We start from the raw sequence: 16879 nt of genomic DNA, 5'->3' as shown, positions 1-16879 counted from the left end.
GAGGGAAATGACCGACAGGCTGGCCGAGCTGTCCGCCGCGGGCGTAGCGGTGTGGCTCGACGACCTCTCCCGGGTGCGTCTCACCAGCGGCTCGCTGGACAAGATGCGCACCGAGCAGCACGTGGTCGGGGTGACCACGAACCCGAGCATCTTCCAGAAGGCGCTCTCCGACGCCGACGCCTACGACGAGCAGCTGCGTGACCTGGCCGCGCAGAAGGTGACGGTCGAGGAGGCCGTCCGCCTGATGACGGCCCGCGACGTGCGCTGGGCGTGCGACGTGGAGCGGCCGGAATACGACCGGTCCGCGGGCGTCGACGGCCGGGTCTCGATCGAGGTCGACCCGCGCAAGGCGCACGAGACCGCGTCGACCGTCGCCGAGGCGAAGACCCTCTGGTGGCTCGTCGACCGGGAGAACCTCTACATCAAGATCCCGGCGACGCTGGCCGGTCTGCCCGCCATCACCCAGACCCTCGCCGCGGGCATCAGCGTCAACGTCACGCTGATCTTCTCGCTCGAGCGGTACCGCGCCGTCATGGAGGCCTTCCTGGACGGCCTGGAGCAGGCCAAGGCCAACGGCCACGACCTGTCCAAGATCGGCTCGGTCGCGTCGTTCTTCGTCTCCCGGGTGGACAGCGAGGTGGACAAGCGCCTCGACAAGATCGGCTCGGACGAGGCGAAGGCGCTGAAGGGCAAGGCGGCGATCGCCAACGCCCGGCTCGCGTACGAGGCGTACGAGGAGGTGTTCGGCGGCGACCGCTGGAAGGCTCTGGCGGCGGCCGGCGCGCACCCGCAGCGGCCGCTGTGGGCCTCCACGTCCACCAAGAGCCCGGACTTCCGGGACACCATCTACGTCGAGGAGCTGATCGCGCCCGGCACGGTGAACACCATGCCGGAATCGGTCATCATCGCGTTCGCGGACCACGGCGAGACCCGGGGCGACACCGTCACCGGCAACTACGGCCACGCCAAGCAGGTCTTCGCCGACCTCGCCGCGGTCGGCATCGACTTCGACGACGTCGTGAAGGTCCTCGAGGACGAGGGCGTCGACAAGTTCGAGGCCAGCTGGAAGGAACTGCTGGAGGGCGTCGAGAAGTCGCTCAAGGCCGCCTCCAAGGGCGCCGAGAACCCCAGCGACGCCGCCTGAGACGCACTTTTACCGGCCTGTCGCGGGACCTCCCGCGACAGGCCGTTCCCACCCTCCAAAACCTGGCAGGATGGCATCGTGGGTAATCCGCTGCGTACCGCACAGGACCGTCGGCTTCCGCGGATCCCGGAGCCCTGCGCTCTGGTCATCTTCGGGGTCACCGGTGACCTGTCCCGTAAAAAGCTCATTCCGGCCGTGTACGACCTGGCCAACCGTGGTCTGTTGCCGCCCGGCTTCGTGGTCGTCGGCTTCGCCCGGCAGGACTGGGGCGACGGCGACTTCGAGACCCTCGCCTACAACGCCGCCAAGAAGGGTGCCCGCACCCCGTGGCGTGAGGACGTCTGGCAGCGGCTCAACAGCCAGTTCCACTTCGTTCCCGGCTCGTTCGACGACGACGCCGCCTTCGACAACCTCGCCACCACGCTGGACGAGTTGAAGGAGCGCAACGGCATCACGGGCCACGCCGCCTTCTATTTCTCCATCCCGCCGGCCGCGTTCCCGCTGGTGCTCAACCAGCTCAACCGCACCGGCATGGCGGACAGCGCCAAGACCGGCGGCTGGCGCCGGGTGGTGGTGGAGAAGCCGTTCGGTCACGACTACGCGAGCGCGGTGCAGCTCAACGAGCTCGTCGACGACGTGTTCACCCCGCAGGACGTCTTCCGGATCGACCACTACCTGGGCAAGGAGACGGTTCAGAACATCATGGCTCTTCGCTTCGCGAACAGTCTGTTCGAGCCGGTCTGGAACTCGAAGTACGTCGACAGTGTCCAGATCACGATGGCCGAGGACGTCGGCATCGGCACCCGGGCGGCGTTCTACGACGCTTCCGGCGCGGCCCGCGACGTGCTGCAGAACCATCTGCTGCAGCTGCTCGCGCTGGTCGGCATGGAAGAGCCGACGAGCTTCGACCCGCAGGAGGTACGCGCGGAGAAGCTCAAGGTCCTGCGGGCGATCAGCCTCCCGGCCGACATCGCCACCGGTTCCGTCCGCGGGCAATACCTGCCCGGCTGGGTGGCCGGCGAGCGCGCCCCCGGCTACCTGGAGGAGGCGAACATCCCGCCCGACTCCACCACGGAGACGTACGCGGCGGTCCGCCTCGGCATCCAGAACCGCCGGTGGGCCGGTGTCCCGTTCTACGTGCGGGTCGGCAAGCGCATGCCGCGCCGGGTCACCGAGATCGCGATCCTGTTCAAGCAGGCGCCGCACCTGCCGTTCGACCCGGCCGACGTGGAGATGCTGGGCCACAACCAGCTCGTCATCCGGGTGCAGCCGGACGAGGGCGTGGTGCTCAAGTTCGGTTCGAAGGTGCCGGGCACCTCGGAGGTCCGCGACATCGCGATGGACTTCCAATACGGCGAGGCGTTCACCGAGTCCAGCCCGGAGGCTTACGAACGTCTGGTCCTGGACGTGCTGATCGGCGACCGGACCCTGTTCCCGGACGCGGCCGAGGTGGAGCAGTCCTGGCGGGTGGTCGACCCGCTGGAGGCCGCCTGGTCGGGGACCAAACCGGAGCCGTACCGGGCCGGCGAGTGGGGCCCGCGGGCGTCGGACGAGATGCTGGCCCGCGAGGGCCGCGCATGGAGGCGAGCATGATCGGTCTTTGGGACACCACCGGCAACGAGGTGGTCAAGGCCCTGGCCGCCGAACGGCGCAGTGCCGGCGGCGTGGCCTCGGGTCTGGCCCTCACGCTGGTCTCGGTGGTCGAGGAGAAGAAGGTCCGTGAGGCGGAGGCGGCAGCCACCATCGCCGCGGCCGCACACCCCTGCCGGCTGCTCATCGTGGTCCGCTCGGATCTGGACGGCCGCAGCCGGCTGGACGCCGAGATCGTGGTCGGCGGGCGCCTCGGCCCCGCCGAGGCGGTCGTGATGCGGATGTACGGGCGACTCGCCCTGCACGCCGAGTCGGTGGTGATGCCGCTGCTCGCCCCGGACGTCCCGGTGGTGAGCTGGTGGCACCAGGAGCCGCCGGACATGATCGCCAACGACTTCCTCGGCGTGGTGGCGGACCGGCGGATCACCGACTGCGCCCAGGCGCCCGACCCGGTGGCCGCGCTGCGCCAGCGTGCGATCGACTACGCCCCCGGCGACACCGATCTCACCTGGACCCGGATCACGCTGTGGCGCACCCTGGTGGCCGGCGCGTTCGACACCACCGAGGCCCGGGTCACCGGCGCGCGGATCGTGGCGCCGGTGAAGGACCCGACCGCCTGGCTGATGATGGGCTGGCTCAAGTCACGCCTCGGCATCGAGCCGGTGCTGGAGCCCACCGACCGGTCACCGCGCCTGCACTCGGTGGAGCTGCAGTGCGAGAACGGCGACTGCGTCCGGGTCACCCGCGAGGAGGGGACGGCGCTGTTCAGCCGGACCGGCCAGGAGGACCGTTACATGCCGCTGCCGAAGCGGCCGGTCGGCGACGAGCTCGCCGAGGAGCTGCGCCGGCTGGACGCCGACCAGATCTACGCGGACGCGCTCAGCGCGATGGCCGGCGTTCCCGGCCTGCACGAGCGGCCGCCGATGCGGGTGCACGTCTGGAAGGACCCGGCGACGGCCGCCCGCGCCGCCGCGACGGTCTGACCGACCGGTGCCGGGCCGTCTGCCCGGCTGACCAGTGACGTAGGACGACGACGAGGAACCGCCCGCCGCATCGCGGCGGGCGGCGCTGCTTTCGAGGAGAGTGCATTGACTGAGACCCTGGTCGTGGTGGTACCCGACGCCGACATCCTGGCGTCCACGGTGGCGGCCCGGCTCGCCATCAGGATCCTTGACGCGCAGGCCGCGCACGGCACCGCGAGCGTGGTGCTGACCGGCGGCCGGGTCGCGGCCAAGGTGCTGCGCTCGGTGCGCGAGCTGCCCGCCTCCGCCGCCATCGACTGGTCCCGTGTGGACCTGTGGTGGGGCGACGAGCGCTTCCTGCCCGCCGGCGACCCGGACCGCAACGAGACCCAGGCCCGCGAGGCGCTGCTCGACAAGCTGCCGCTCGACCCGGACCGGGTGCACGCGATGCCGGCCTCCGACGGCCCGGACGGCGACGACGCGGTGGCGGCCGCCGCGCGGTACGCCTCGGCGCTGGCGTCGTCGGGTGGCGAGCTTCCCCGGTTCGACGTGCTGATGCTCGGCGTCGGCGAGGACGGGCACGTGGCGTCGCTCTTCCCCGGGCACCCGGTGCTCCAGGAAGGCGGGACGACGGCCGCCGTCCACAACAGCCCGAAACCGCCGCCGACCAGGATCACCCTCACCCTGGCGGCGATCCAGAGCGCCGACGAGGTGTGGCTGATCGCGGCCGGGCCGGACAAGGCGGCCCCGATCGGCGCGGTGCTCAACGGGGAGTCGCTGCCGGCGGCCAGTGCTTCGGGCGTACAGAAAACGCTGTGGCTGCTGGACCGGGCAGCCGCGGCGCAGGTACCCACCCAGCCCTGACCCGATCCGGAAGGCGGCCGGGCCGCCTTCCGTTCCCGTACCCCACCCTGCCGGCGTGTGAAGTTCGGGTCGCCATGTGGGCGCACCTTCACACGCTGGACAGATGCCGCGGCATCACGGCGCCGGGGTGGCCTCGACCTCGGGACCGGAAGCCGTCACCCGGCCGGGCCGGGCGGGTGGCGCGGACGGCGAGGGATCCGCCGTGGCCGGAGCGGCCGGCGAGGTGACCGGCGGCGCATCCGGCGGCGTGGCTTGTGGCGCGGGCGGGGCCGGCTCGGCGGAGACCTCCGGGGAGACCGGAGCCGAATCGGACGGCGACGCTGTCGACGGGGCCACTGTCGATGGGGCCACTGTCGATGGGGCCACCGTCGGCGGTGTGCCTGGCAGCACCGGCACAGGATCCCGCAACCCGGCGAGACCGGCGAAGGCCAGCGCCACCGCGGCCGCCACCGGCACCGTGAGCCACCACCACCGCCGTCTCCGCGGCGCGGCGGCGACCGTCGGCGGCACCCCGAACCCGAGCCGCTCCGGGGTGACCTGGTGTGCGCGGGCCGTGAGGGCGCCGCGCAGCCGCTGTTCCAGTTCGGTACCGGTCACCGCTCCCCCAATCGATCGCGCAGGATGGACAGCGCCCGGTGCGCCGTCGACTTCACCGTTCCCCGGGACACCCGCATGACTTCGGCGATCTCCTGCTCGGAGAGTTCCGACCAGTACCGCAGCACCAGGACCTGCCGCTGCCGGACGGTCAGGCCGCGCAGCTCCCGCAACACCGCCTGATCGCCCGCGCCGAGCATGGCCTCGTCCTCCGCGGCCGGCGCGGTGCCGGCCGCGGGCGGGATGTAGGCCCGGGCCGTGCGCCGCCGCCGCAGCGCCGACCGGGCCGCGTTCGTCACACCCGCCACAAGGTAGGCGTGCGGATCCGTCACCGTCCGCAGATCAGCCCCGTGCCTGCGGTACAGCGCGGTGAACACGTCCTGCACGATGTCCTCCGCGGTCCCCAGGTCGTCGACCATCAGCACCGCCAGGCGGACCAGACTCAGCCGCCGGCTGTGGTAGAGCTCGTTGATCGCCGGCGGCCCCGGCGGCCCGGACGCCCGGGTGGGATCCGGGGCGTCGGTCAGGACACGGCGCAGCCAGGCGAACAGCGGCGGCAACGGCAGGACACGAATCACAGGCGGGGCCTCGCGGGGTGTGCGGAGGATGAAGGGTACCGGCGGATCCAGCCGCCGGGCATCGGCCTGACCGGCGGGATCAGCGGGCCGGCGACGGGGCCGGCTTGCCGGGCGCCTTCGTGACCGGCGGAACCGGCCGCGGGGTGGCTTCAACTGCCGGCACCGCGGTCGTTGCAGGGGTGGGCGGCGCGGGACTCCCCGGCACCGGCGAGATCGCATCGACCGGCGGGGACGGCATCGGGGCGGCGGCCTCACCGGTGACCCCGGCCGGCGGTGGCGCGGGCTCCGCGGTGACTCCGGCGGCCGGCGGTGCGGGTTCCCCGGTGACCTCGGCCGACGGCCGCGCGGGCTCCGCGGTGACCTCGGCCGACGGTGGCGCGGGCTCCGCGGTGACCTCGACCGACGGTGGCGACGGCTCCGGGGTGGCGGGCGAGACGGTGGGCGCCACCGGCTTCGGTGTCGCGTCGCCGGCGAACGCGGCGGCCGACACCCCACCGACAGCGAACACAGCCGACACACCGGCGGCGACGGCCAGGCCACGGGTCGTGATGCGCATCAACACTCTCCTGCTCAGCTGGAAGAACCGCTTACGCAGGAGAAGACGCCTGACCGGCCGGAAGGTTGGCAGCTCCAGAGTGACCTGCCTCACACCCATAGACTGGCGACGTGCCGCCGATCATTCGCCCCTACCGCCCGTCCGACCTCGACGCCGTCTACGACATCTGCGTCCGCACCGGTGCCGCCGGCGGTGACGCCCGTGGCGACCACAGCTCGGACCGCCTGCTCGGCGACATCTGGGCGGTGCCCTATGTGACAGCCGAACCGGAGCACGCGCACGTGCTCGACGACGGCGAGGGCAACGCGGTCGGCTACATCCTCGGCACGGCCGACACGGTGGCGTTCGCGAAGTGGTACCGCGAGGAGTGGCTGCCGGCGACCGAGAGCCGTTACCCGGCGGGCGACCCCCGCGACGAGGCGATGCTGGCCGTGCACCGGGACCCGGAACGGATGATCATCCCCGAGCTGGCGGACCATCCGGCCCACCTGCACATCGACCTGCTGCCGGAGTGGCAGGGCAAAGGGCTCGGCAGAGGGCTGATGGCGGCCTTCCTGGACGGGCTGCGGGCGGCCCGCGTGCCCCGGGTGCATCTGGGGATGGCCCCGGCCAACCACGGCGCCTACGCCTTCTACCGCCGGCTGGGCTTCCGGGACATCGAGGTCCCGGAAGCCGGCGCGCTCTATCTGGGCAGGGACACGAGCCCGCTCTGAGAAGCGGTCCCGGACGCTGGTTACTCCGTGCGGCCGCGGCGCTGGCGGACCTTGGCGAGAGCCTCGGCCAGGATGGCCTCGGCGTCTTCGTCCGACCTGCGCTCCTTCACATAGGCCAGGTGCGATTTGTACGGCTCGGTCCGCGACCGCCCCGGCGGGTTCGACCGGTCGAGGCCGGCCGGCTGGCCGCACCGGGTGCAGTCCCACGTCTCCGGCGCGGGGACCTCGGCCGCGAACCAGATCCGGCTGTCGTGACCGGCCGCGCAGAAATAACTGACCTGCCGGCGCGGTGCGGGTTCGCTGCGCTCGTCGGGACGCATCGGGCTGGAACCGACACGGCTGCCGCGGATGGCGCTGCCACTGGACACGGACGTCGCTCCTGTCTCGAGGGGCCTCAGCACCTGGTGTGAGCGGTCGGGCGGTGACGCCGACCAGGCGCTGGAAGCCGCCGGAATCGGACGGTGAGAACAAAAACCGCGCGGCCGGAGAAAACCGGCCGCGCGGGAGATTGTACGACTACGGAGCGCGCTCAGCTCAAGGTGGTTTTGAGCCAGAAGCCAAGGCCGACAATGCAGGCGAACCAGATGATGCCCACGAGCACTGTGTAACGGTCGAGGTTCTTCTCGGCCACCGAGGATCCGGCCAGGCTCGAGGTCACGCCGCCACCGAACATGCTGGACATGCCGCCGCCCTTGCCCCGGTGCAGCAGGATCAGCAGAGTCAGCAGGATGCTGGTGATGATCAGCATCACGATCAATGTGTAAGCGAACTCGATCGGCATGGTCGGGTTCAATCCTCTCAACGGACAAGCAGCCGTCCCACAATAGCGGGTGCCCGGCCGCCGTAGGCGACCGGGCACACGGAGGTACTTCAGCGAGCCACGTGCTCCGGGAACCGCACGATCGCGGCGAACTCCTCGGCGTCCAGGCTCGCGCCGCCGACCAGGGCGCCGTCCACATCCGGCTTGGCCATGATCTGCGCGATGTTGCCCGACTTGACCGACCCGCCGTACTGGATACGCACGACGTCGGCCACCTCGGCGCCGAACTTCTCGGCCAGCCGGCCACGGATCGCGCCGCAGACCTCCTGGGCGTCGTCCGGGGTCGCGGTCTTGCCGGTGCCGATCGCCCACACCGGCTCGTACGCGATCACGATCTGCTGGAGCTGCTCGGTCTTGAGCCCCTCCAGACCGGCGTCGACCTGGGCGAGCACGTGCTCGACCTGGTTGCCGGCCTCACGGATGTCCAGGCCCTCGCCGACGCAGAAGATCGGCACGAGGCCGGCCGCGAAAGCCGCCTTGTTCTTCGCGTTGACGAGAGCGTCGTCCTCGTTGTGGTACTCCCGGCGCTCGGAGTGCCCGACCACCACGTAGGAGCAGCCCAGCTTCGCCAGGAAGGCGCCGGCGATCTCACCGGTGTACGCCCCGCCGGCGTGCTGCGAGATGTCCTGCGCGCCATAGCCGAGGTTCAGCTTGTCGCCCTCGATCGCGGTCTGCACGGTGCGCAGATCGGTGAAGGGCGGCAGGACGACCGTCTCGACGGCCTCCAGCTGCTTCTCGTTCAGGCTCGCGGCCAGCTTCTGCACCAGAAGGTTCGCCTCGTAGTGGTTGAGGTTCATCTTCCAGTTGCCGGCGATGATCGGCTTACGGCTCACGTCACCCATCACTTCTCCAGGGCGGCGACGCCCGGCAGCGTCTTGCCTTCGAGGTACTCCAGGGACGCGCCCCCACCGGTGGAGATGTGACCGAACGCGGACTCGTCCAGGCCCAGCGTGCGGACCGCCGCCGCGGAGTCACCGCCGCCGACGACCGAGAAGCCGTCGATCTTGGTGATCGCCTCGGCGACACCGCGGGTGCCCGCCGCGAACGGCGCGAGCTCGAACACGCCCATCGGGCCGTTCCAGAACACCGTCTTCGCCCCGCCGATCGCGGCGGCGAAGAGCTCGACGGACTTCGGGCCGATGTCGAGACCCAGCCGGTCGGCCGGGATGCCGGAGATCTCCGTCACCCCGTGCTCGGCGTCGGCGGAGAACTCGGTGGCCGCGACCACGTCGACCGGCAGCACGATCCGGCCGTCGGCCTGCTCCAGCAGCGACTTGCACGTGTCGATCATCTCGGCCTCGAGCAGCGACTTGCCGACCTCGTGGCCCTGGGCCTTGAGGAAGGTGAAGCACATGCCGCCACCGACGAGCAGCTTGTCCACCTTGGGCAGCAGCGCCTGGATGACCGCCAGCTTGTCGGACACCTTGGAGCCGCCGAGCACGACCACATAGGGCTGCTCCGGGCTCTCCGAGACGCGCTTGAGCACCTCGACCTCGCGCAGCACCAGGCCGCCGGCGTAGTGCGGCAGCCGGGCCGGGACGTCGAACACCGACGCGTGCTTGCGGTGCACCGCGCCGAACGCGTCGTCGACGTAGAAGTCGGCGAACTTCGCCAGCTCGTCGGCGAAGGCGCCGCGAACCGCGTCGTCCTTGGCGGTCTCGCCCTCGTTGAACCGCAGGTTCTCGAGGAGCAGCACCTCGCCGTCGGCCAGCGCGGCCACCTTCGCCTGCGCGTCGGAACCGACGGTGTCGGAGGCGAAGGCCACCGACGACCCGAGCAGCTCACCGAGCCGGGTGGCCACCGGGGCGAGGGTGTACTTGGGGTCCGGCGCGCCCTTCGGGCGGCCCAGGTGGGACGCCACGATCACGCGGGCGCCCGCGTCACGCAGGGCGATCAGTGTCGGCAGCACCGCGCGGGCGCGGCCGTCATCGCTGATCACACCGGGGTTGCTCTTGTCGAACGGGACGTTCAGGTCGGCGCGCACGAACACGCGCCGACCCGAGACACCCTCGCCGAGCAGGTCGTCGAGAGTCTTCAAGGCAGATCAGGCCCCGACCAGCTTGACCAGGTCGACGAGGCGGTTCGAGTAGCCCCACTCGTTGTCGTACCAGCCGACGACCTTGACCTGGTTGCCACCGATGACCTTGGTGAGCCCGGCGTCGAAGATGCAGGAAGCCGGGTCGGTGACGATGTCGGCCGAGACGATGTCGTCCTCGGTGTAGACCAGGATGCCCTTGAGCGGGCCCTCGGCGGCCGCCTTGATCGCGGCGTTGACCTCCTCGACCGACGTCTCGCGAGCGGCGGTGAAGGTGAGGTCGGTGGCCGAGCCGGTGGGGATCGGCACCCGCAGCGCGAAGCCGTCCAGCTTGCCCTTCAGCTCCGGCAGCACCAGGCTGACGGCCTTCGCGGCGCCGGTCGAGGTCGGCACGATGTTCAGCGCGGCGGCGCGGGCGCGGCGCAGATCCTTGTGCGGGCCGTCCTGCAGGTTCTGGTCCTGGGTGTACGCGTGGATCGTGGTCATCAGACCCTTTTCGATCCCGATCGTGTCGTTCAGGACCTTCGCCATCGGGGCGAGGCAGTTGGTGGTGCAGGACGCGTTCGAGATGATCGTGTGCTGCGCACCGTCGTAGAGGCCGTCGTTGACGCCCATCACGATGGTGATGTCCTCGTTCTTGGCCGGAGCCGAGATGATGACCTTCTTGGCGCCCTTGTCGATGTGCGCCTTCGCCTTGGTGGCGTCGGTGAAGAAGCCGGTCGACTCGATCACCACGTCCGCACCCAGGTCGCCCCAGGGGAGGTTGTTCGGGTCGCGCTCGGCGAACGCCTTGAACGTCTTGCCACCGACGGTGATCTCGTCGGCGGTGGCCTTCACCTCGTGGCCCAGACGGCCCAGGATGCTGTCGTACTTCAGCAGGTGAGCCAGCGTGGCGTTGTCGGTCAGGTCGTTCACGCCGACGATCTCGATGTCGGCGCCGGAAGCGAGAACCGCCCGGAAGAAGTTACGACCGATACGGCCGAAGCCGTTGATGCCAACCCGGATGGTCACAGGTGGTCTCCTCGTTTCGGTCCGCCGGAATCTGCGACCGGCGGAGGGGTCTGCATGCCGACCATGTGGAGGCAGGCACTAGGGCGCCCGGCCGCCGCGCCCGAAGGAGCGAGAGCGCCGCAGCAGAGGCTGGCGGCGTCACAGCGGGGGTTCGGCCGAACTGCCGGCACCGTCGCCGTCACTGGTGACCCTATCCGAGGCCACCGACCCGCGGAGCAGCGGGGCGCGACCTGAACGTTATCGAAAACGGATCACCACGACAGCACCGTCAGCGCTTCCAGAACGGTCGATCCGGCCCGCCCGCAGAAGTGCCGAAGGTCCGGGGCTGGGACCGTCCGGCCGACCGGCCCCGAGTGACCATGATCACCTCGTTGGGGTGATCAGCAGGCCATCATCTCCGGGGTCACCGCGGCCTCGGTGTCCGGGATGCCGAGGTCCCGGGCACGCTTGTCGGCCAGCGCCAGCAGACGGCGGATCCGGCCGGCGATCGCGTCCTTGGTCAACGGCGGGTCGGCCAGCGCGCCCAGTTCCTCCAGGGAGGCCTGCCGGTGCTCGAGCCGCAGCCGGCCGGCCGAGGTGAGGTGGTTCGGCGCGTCGTCGGCCAGGATCTCCAGGGCCCGGGTGACCCGGGCCGCGGCGGCCACCGCCGCGCGGGCGGAGCGGCGCAGGTTGGCGTCGTCGAAGTTGGCCAGACGGTTGGCGGTGGCCCGCACCTCGCGGCGCACCCGGCGCTCCTCCCAGGCCAGCACGCTGGAGTGCGCGCCGATCCGGGTGAGCAGCGCGGCGATCGCGTCACCGTCCTTGATCACGACGCGGTCGACGCCGCGCACCTCCCGCTCCTTGGCGGTGATCCCGATCCGGCGGGCGGCGCCGCGCAGGGCCAGGGCGGCCTCCGGACCCGGGCAGGTGATCTCCAGCGCGCTGGAGCGCCCCGGCTCGGTGAGCGACCCGTGCGCCATGAACGCGCCCCGCCAGGCCGCCACCGAGCAGCAGACATTGCCGTTGACGACGTGCTGAGGCAGGCCGCGGACCGGTCGGCCGCGCACGTCGAGCAGGCCGGTCTGGCGGGCCAGCACCTCGCCGTCCTTGACGATCCGCACGATGTAGTGGCTGCCCTTGCGCAGCCCACCGGAGGCGAGGACGTGCACCTCGCTGGGGTAGCCGTAGACGTCCGCGATCTCGCGCCGCAGCCGCCGGGCGACCGCGCCGGTGTCCAGCTCGGCCTCGACGACCACCCGGCCGGAGACAATGTGCAGACCACCGGCGAAACGCAGCAGCGCCGCCATCTCGGCCCGGCGGCAGCAGGGCTTGGGCACGTCGACCCGGCTCAGCTCGTCCTTGACCGCTGCCGTCATCGCCATTACGTCACCTCATGCGCCGGATCTTGAACAGTGTGTGCCGCACTAACCCAGGTATTAACGAGCGGCGCCCAATACTGGCACCAGTGCAACACCCAATGACTGAGGATCATGCCGTGGGCTGCCGTCCGCAACGGCCACGGGTGCCAACACCAGCTCCGCCCCGAGGTCCTGAGCGGCCATCCGCACCGGTTCGGGCTCGCCCGCCCAGCGGGCGTCGGCCAGCACCGTGTCGACGCGCAACTCCGGCAGATAGCCCCGGAGGGCGGCCAGGTGGTCGGCCGCGGAAAGGCCCGCGGTCTCCTTGTCCGTGCTCAGGTTGAGCGTCACCAGCCGGCGCGCCGGGCTGGCCACGATCGCCGCGGCCAGATCCGGGACGAGCAGGTGCGGCAGCACGCTGGTGTACCAGCTGCCCGGCCCGAAGATCAGCCAGTCCGCGGCGCGCACCGCTTCCAGGGCCTCCGGGCAGGCCGGCGGGTTCGCCGGGACGAGGCGCAGCTCCGCGACCCGCCCGTCGGCCACCGCCACCGAATGCTGCCCCCGCACGGTCGAGGGGGTGCCGTCCGGCGCGACCACGTCCGCCTCGATGCCGACCGCGTGCAGCGCCATCGGCAGCACCCGGCCCTGGGCGCCCACCATCTCGGCCGCGTGGTCCAGCGCCAGCACCGGGTCGCCGAGCATCTCGATGAGCCCGAGCAGCAGCAGGTTCCCCACCGCGTGCCCGGCCAGGGTGTCCCGGCTGCGGTCCGCCCGCCGCTCCACCCGCGGCCCCCGGACGACCACCCGGTCCAGGTGCGTCCCGGAGCCCGCCTCGGCCGGCCCGGCCCCGTGCTGAGCGGCGGCCTGCTGCGAGGCGCCCTGATGGAGGGCACCCTGAGGGACGGCCCTCTGCTGCCCAGCCTCCTGCTGCCCAGCCTCCTGCTGCCCAGCCTCCTGCTGCCCTGCACCTTGTTGCCCGGCGCTCTGCTGGGCCGGCACAGGCTGCCGGTCGCTCTCCACCCCCGGCATCGCGGCGAAACGGTGCTGCATCAGCCTCGCCGTCCGCCGGGTGGTGGGATGGTCGGCGGCGAGCGCGGCCAGCGCCTGCCGCAGATCGCCCGGCGGCAGCAGCGCGTCGCGTTCCGCGCGGAGCCGGCCACTCGACCCGCCGTCGTCGCCGACCGTCACTATCGCGGTGATCTCCAGGTCCAGCTTGCGGGCACTGTGCCGCAGGGCGCGCAGCGAGGCGCTCAGCCCGTGCCCGCCGCCGAAGGCGACCACCCGGATCGGGCCCCCCGTCACTCGCGCCCCAGGTCGCGGTGCGACGAATGCGCGGAGAGCCGCATCGCGGTCAGCCGCGCGGTCAACTCCTCGGAGATGGCGACGCTGCGGTGCTTGCCGCCGGTGCAGCCGATGGCCACCGTCAGGTAACGCTTGCCCTCCCGCTCGAAGCCGGGCGCGGTGGCCGCGATCAGCCCGGCGTAGGTGGCGACGAAATCGGTCGCACCCTCCTGGCCGAGCACATAACTGCTGACGCCCTCCTCCAGGCCGGTGTGCTCGCGCAACTCCGGCACCCAGAACGGGTTGGGCAGGAACCGGGCATCCAGCACGTAGTCGGCGTCCGGCGGCAGGCCGTACTTGAAACCGAAGGAGAGCACGGTGATCCGCAGCCGGCGGGAGTCCTCGCCGCCGAAGAGCTCCTCCACCCGCCGCCGCAGCTGGTTCACGTTGAGGTGGCTGGTGTCGATGATCACATCGGACTGCTCGCGCGCCTCCTCGAGGAGCTTGCGCTCGGCGGCGATGCCGTCGGCGAGCCGCCCGTCGCCCTGCAGCGGATGCGAGCGCCGAACCGACTCGAAGCGCCGGATCAGCACCTCGTCGTCGGCGTCCACGAACACCACGCGCGGCGAGAAGCCCCGCTCCTTGAGCGCGCGCACCGCACCGGCCAGGTCGGTGGAGAACGCCCGGCTCCGCACGTCCAGCACCATCGCGGTCCGCCGCGCCGCGCCGCCGGCCGCGAACGCCAGCTCGGCCATCTCCAGCATGAGCGCCTGCGGCAGGTTGTCGACCACGTAGAAGCCGACGTTCTCCAGCGCCCGGGCCACCGTGCTGCGCCCACCGCCGGACAGCCCGGTCACCACCACCAGGTCGGTACCGGCTTCGTCGGGCTCCGCGACCTCGTCGGCCCCGAAGTCCGGCATCGCTTCCGTCACGCACGCCTCCTGCGAAGGTTCGCCCGCCTCGCGCGAGCGACACAACATCCTAGGCCGTCAGGGCACCCCTCGACCGCCGGACAGCCTGTCCGCCATGCGACCGGGTGGGCCGCCAGAGCGGACGGGCCGCCAAACCGGACGGGCCGCCGGACCGGACGGGCCGCCGGACCGGACGGGCCGCCACCGAACCGGCCGGCCATCACGAGAGGGCGGGTTCTCGACCCGAGGAGTGCAACTCAGTCGCCGGCGGCGGTCTTCCCGGTGGGCGGATTGAGGGCGGCCAGGACCGTCTCGGCGGTGCGACGGCCGATGCCCGGAACCTCGGTGACCTCCTCCGGGGTGGCCGCGGCCAGCCGTTTGAGCGAGCCGAAGTGCCGCAGCAGGGCCTTGCGCCGCACCTCCCCCAGACCGGCGATCGAGTCGAGGGCCGAGGCCGTCATCCGCTTGGAGCGGCGCTGCCGGTGGAAGGTGATGGCGAACCGGTGCGCCTCGTCGCGGACCCGCTGGAGCAGGTAGAGCGCTTCCGAGGTGCGCGGCAGGATGACCGGGAAGTCCTCCCCCGGCAGCCACACCTCCTCCAGGCGCTTGGCCAGGCCGCACAGTGCCACGTCGGTGATGCCCAGGTCGGAGAGGACGGCCGCGACCGCGTTGACCTGCGGCTGCCCGCCGTCCACCACGACCAGCTGCGGCGGGTAGGCGAACCGCCGCGGCTTGCCGGTGAGCGGATCGACCCCGGGCAACTCAGCCGTCATCGGCTCCTCGGCCACAGCCGCGAGCGAGCCGTCCGGCCCGAGCGCGACCTCCGGCCCGAGCGCGACGTCCGGCCCGAGCGCGACGTCCGGCCCGAGCGCGACGTCCGGCCCGAGCGCGACGTCCGGCGCAACAGGAACGTCGGACGCGAGGTCAGGCACAGCCGGAACCCCGGACGCAGGATCCGGCGCGGGCCCGGCGTCCGGCAGGTAACCGTGCAGCACCGCGTCAGCCGCCTCGTCGGCGGTGTCGGACTCCGGCTGATCGCGGGGCGCGTCGGCGCCCGGCTGCGCCTTGAACCGGGCGAACCGGCGCCGCAGCACCTCGCTCATCGCGGACAGGTCGTCGGTGCCGCTGCCGTCGGGGTTGCCGCGGACGGCGAACCGCCGGTATTCACTCTTGCGGGCCAGGCCGTCCTCGAACACGACCATCGAGGCGACCACGTCGGTGCCCTGGATCTGCGACACGTCGAAGCACTCGATGCGCAGCGGCACGGTCTCCATGCCGAGCGCCTCGGCGATCTCCTCGAGCGCCTTGTTGCGGGTGGTCAGGTCACCGGCCCGGCGCAGCTTGTGCCGTTGCAGCGACTCGGCGGCGTTGCGGGCCACCGTCTCCATCAGCGATTTCTTGTCGCCACGCTGCGGGATGCGCAGGCTGACCCGGGTGCCGCGGTGCTGGCCGAGCCAGTCGGCGAGTGCGTCGGCATCGTCCGGCAGGGCGGGCACCAGCAGCTCCCGGGGGACGTCGCCCTCCCCCTGCGAACCGCCGTACATCTGGCTGCAGAAGTGGTGCACCAGGTCGGCGGTGGAGAGGTCCTCGACCTTCTCCACCACCCATCCACGCTGGCCGCGGACCCGGCCGTCCCGGACGTGAAAGACCTGCACGGCCGCTTCCAGCGGGTCCTCGGCGAAGGCGACCACATCGGCGTCGGTGCCGTCGCCGAGCACCACGGTCTGTTTCTCCATGGCCCGGCGCAGCGCCGCGATGTCGTCCCGCAGCCGGGCCGCGCGCTCGAACTCGAGCTCCTCGGACGCCTGCATCATGTCGCGTTCCAGCCGCTTCACGAACGCGTCGGTGCGGCCGGCCATGAAGTCGCAGAAGTCGTCCACGATGGCCCGGTGCTGCTCGGCGCTGACCTGGCCGACGCAGGGCGCCGAGCACTTGCCGATGTAGCCCAGCAGGCAGGGGCGGCCGATCTGGCTGTGCCGTTTGAACAGCCCGGCCGAGCAGGTGCGGGCCGGGAAGACGCGCAGCAGCAGGTCGAGGGTCTCGCGAATGGCCCACGCGTGGGAGTAGGGGCCGAAGTAGCGCACGCCCTTGCGCTTGGCGCCGCGCATGACCTGGAGCCTCGGATATTCCTCGTCGAGGGTGACGGCCAGGAACGGGTACGACTTGTCGTCCCGGTATTTGACGTTGAAGCGGGGGTCGAACTCCTTGATCCAGGAGAACTCGAGCTGGAGGGCCTCGACCTCGGTCCCGACGGTGACCCAGTCCACACTGCCCGCGGTGGTGACCATCTGCTGGGTGCGCGCGTGCAGCGACCAGACGTCGGCGAAGTAGGAGTTCAGCCGGTTACGCAGGCTTTTCGCCTTGCCGACGTAGATCACCCGGCCGGCGGGATCGCGGAAGCGGTAGACACCCGGGGCGTCCGGAATCGTACCGGGGGCTGGTCGATAGGTGGACGGGTCTGGCACAACACCAACACTAGTGCG

At 71.5% G+C, this 16879-nt stretch carries 16 protein-coding genes and 1 pseudogene; 5 read left to right on the top strand and 12 right to left on the bottom strand.

The genetic code is table 11. The annotated features are described in order from the left end of the window. Positions 1-7 precede the first annotated feature (7 nt). The 4 genes from tal (at position 8) to pgl (ending at position 4560) form a co-directional block, all read left to right on the top strand. On the top strand, positions 8-1144 hold the full coding sequence (tal, locus tag AC0NH5_RS21020; protein ID WP_474406365.1) for a transaldolase: 1137 nt from the start codon (positions 8-10) through the stop codon (positions 1142-1144). A 78-nt stretch (positions 1145-1222) separates the two neighbouring features. Further along, a complete protein-coding gene (zwf, locus tag AC0NH5_RS21015) occupies positions 1223-2737 on the top strand; it encodes a glucose-6-phosphate dehydrogenase (protein WP_474406363.1) in 1515 nt (504 codons plus the stop codon). Beyond that, the gene (locus tag AC0NH5_RS21010) at positions 2734-3717 is read left to right on the top strand and encodes a glucose-6-phosphate dehydrogenase assembly protein OpcA (RefSeq protein WP_474406361.1); all 984 of its coding nucleotides are present in this window, start codon (positions 2734-2736) and stop codon (positions 3715-3717) included. The genes zwf and AC0NH5_RS21010 overlap by 4 nt, the downstream gene beginning before the upstream one ends. Positions 3718-3822: 105 nt before the next feature. Further along, complete coding sequence (gene pgl / locus AC0NH5_RS21005) at positions 3823-4560, top strand: 6-phosphogluconolactonase (RefSeq protein ID WP_474406358.1); 738 nt, start codon at positions 3823-3825, stop codon at positions 4558-4560. A 114-nt stretch (positions 4561-4674) separates the two neighbouring features. Here pgl and AC0NH5_RS21000 read toward each other — a convergent pair whose 3' ends face one another. From AC0NH5_RS21000 to AC0NH5_RS20990, 3 genes are all read right to left on the bottom strand, one after another. After that, a complete protein-coding gene (locus AC0NH5_RS21000; protein WP_474406355.1) occupies positions 4675-5157 on the bottom strand; it encodes a hypothetical protein in 483 nt (160 codons plus the stop codon). Continuing rightward, positions 5154-5732, bottom strand: coding sequence for an RNA polymerase sigma factor (locus AC0NH5_RS20995; protein WP_474406353.1), 579 nt, complete (start codon positions 5730-5732; stop codon positions 5154-5156). Before AC0NH5_RS20995 ends, AC0NH5_RS21000 begins: the two co-directional genes overlap by 4 nt. A gap of 79 nt (positions 5733-5811) precedes the next feature. Beyond that, positions 5812-6288 carry a hypothetical protein gene (locus AC0NH5_RS20990; RefSeq protein WP_474406351.1) on the bottom strand — a complete coding sequence of 159 codons (477 nt, stop codon included), beginning with the start codon at positions 6286-6288 and terminating at the stop codon, positions 5812-5814. A 110-nt stretch (positions 6289-6398) separates the two neighbouring features. Here AC0NH5_RS20990 and AC0NH5_RS20985 point away from each other — a divergent pair, with 110 nt between their 5' ends. Then, positions 6399-7001, top strand: a complete 603-nt coding sequence (locus AC0NH5_RS20985; protein ID WP_474406348.1) for a GNAT family N-acetyltransferase — start codon at positions 6399-6401, stop codon at positions 6999-7001. A 20-nt stretch (positions 7002-7021) separates the two neighbouring features. Here the strand turns inward: AC0NH5_RS20985 and AC0NH5_RS20980 are convergent, their stop codons facing one another. From AC0NH5_RS20980 to uvrC, 9 genes and pseudogenes are all read right to left on the bottom strand, one after another. Continuing rightward, positions 7022-7369 (bottom strand): RNA polymerase-binding protein RbpA, encoded by a 348-nt coding sequence (locus AC0NH5_RS20980; RefSeq protein WP_474406346.1) that lies wholly within the window; start codon positions 7367-7369, stop codon positions 7022-7024. Positions 7370-7530: 161 nt separating this feature from the next. Beyond that, the gene (gene secG / locus AC0NH5_RS20975) at positions 7531-7782 is read right to left on the bottom strand and encodes a preprotein translocase subunit SecG (protein WP_474406344.1); all 252 of its coding nucleotides are present in this window, start codon (positions 7780-7782) and stop codon (positions 7531-7533) included. Positions 7783-7871: 89 nt separating this feature from the next. Next, the gene (tpiA, locus tag AC0NH5_RS20970) at positions 7872-8663 is read right to left on the bottom strand and encodes a triose-phosphate isomerase (RefSeq protein WP_474406341.1); all 792 of its coding nucleotides are present in this window, start codon (positions 8661-8663) and stop codon (positions 7872-7874) included. Next, positions 8663-9859 carry a phosphoglycerate kinase gene (locus tag AC0NH5_RS20965; RefSeq protein WP_474406339.1) on the bottom strand — a complete coding sequence of 399 codons (1197 nt, stop codon included), beginning with the start codon at positions 9857-9859 and terminating at the stop codon, positions 8663-8665. The genes tpiA and AC0NH5_RS20965 overlap by 1 nt, the downstream gene beginning before the upstream one ends. 6 nt (positions 9860-9865) lie before the next feature. Continuing rightward, entirely contained in the window at positions 9866-10867 is a 1002-nt protein-coding gene (gene gap / locus AC0NH5_RS20960) for a type I glyceraldehyde-3-phosphate dehydrogenase (protein ID WP_474406336.1), read from the bottom strand. A gap of 380 nt (positions 10868-11247) precedes the next feature. Then, the gene (gene whiA / locus AC0NH5_RS20955) at positions 11248-12228 is read right to left on the bottom strand and encodes a DNA-binding protein WhiA (RefSeq protein WP_014441726.1); all 981 of its coding nucleotides are present in this window, start codon (positions 12226-12228) and stop codon (positions 11248-11250) included. A 54-nt stretch (positions 12229-12282) separates the two neighbouring features. Further along, a complete protein-coding gene (locus AC0NH5_RS20950) occupies positions 12283-13506 on the bottom strand; it encodes a gluconeogenesis factor YvcK family protein (RefSeq protein ID WP_474406334.1) in 1224 nt (407 codons plus the stop codon). Then, the gene (rapZ, locus tag AC0NH5_RS20945; RefSeq protein WP_474406625.1) at positions 13503-14405 is read right to left on the bottom strand and encodes an RNase adapter RapZ; all 903 of its coding nucleotides are present in this window, start codon (positions 14403-14405) and stop codon (positions 13503-13505) included. Before rapZ ends, AC0NH5_RS20950 begins: the two co-directional genes overlap by 4 nt. 284 nt (positions 14406-14689) lie before the next feature. Beyond that, a pseudogene (gene uvrC / locus AC0NH5_RS20940) lies at positions 14690-16861 on the bottom strand (excinuclease ABC subunit UvrC); the annotation flags it as partial. Between the last annotated feature and the right edge of the window lie 18 nt (positions 16862-16879).

Source organism: Actinoplanes sp. 13 (assembly GCF_056134165.1).
Note: the sequence above shows the minus strand (reverse complement) of the source record. Positions and strands in the feature narration are given on the sequence as shown.

Bases quoted from the DNA above. Each gene is read 5' to 3' on its own strand.
- rapZ (WP_474406625.1), bottom strand. From the start codon at position 14,405: ATGCCGGACTTCGGGGCCGACGAGGTCGCGGAGCCCGACGAAGCCGGT.
- tpiA (WP_474406341.1), bottom strand. From the start codon at position 8,663: ATGGGTGACGTGAGCCGTAAGCCGATCATCGCCGGCAACTGGAAGATG.
- secG (WP_474406344.1), bottom strand. From the start codon at position 7,782: ATGCCGATCGAGTTCGCTTACACATTGATCGTGATGCTGATCATCACC.
- whiA (WP_014441726.1), bottom strand. From the start codon at position 12,228: ATGGCGATGACGGCAGCGGTCAAGGACGAGCTGAGCCGGGTCGACGTG.
- tal (WP_474406365.1), top strand. From the start codon at position 8: ATGACCGACAGGCTGGCCGAGCTGTCCGCCGCGGGCGTAGCGGTGTGG.
- AC0NH5_RS21010 (WP_474406361.1), top strand. From the start codon at position 2,734: ATGATCGGTCTTTGGGACACCACCGGCAACGAGGTGGTCAAGGCCCTG.
- AC0NH5_RS20990 (WP_474406351.1), bottom strand. From the start codon at position 6,288: ATGCGCATCACGACCCGTGGCCTGGCCGTCGCCGCCGGTGTGTCGGCT.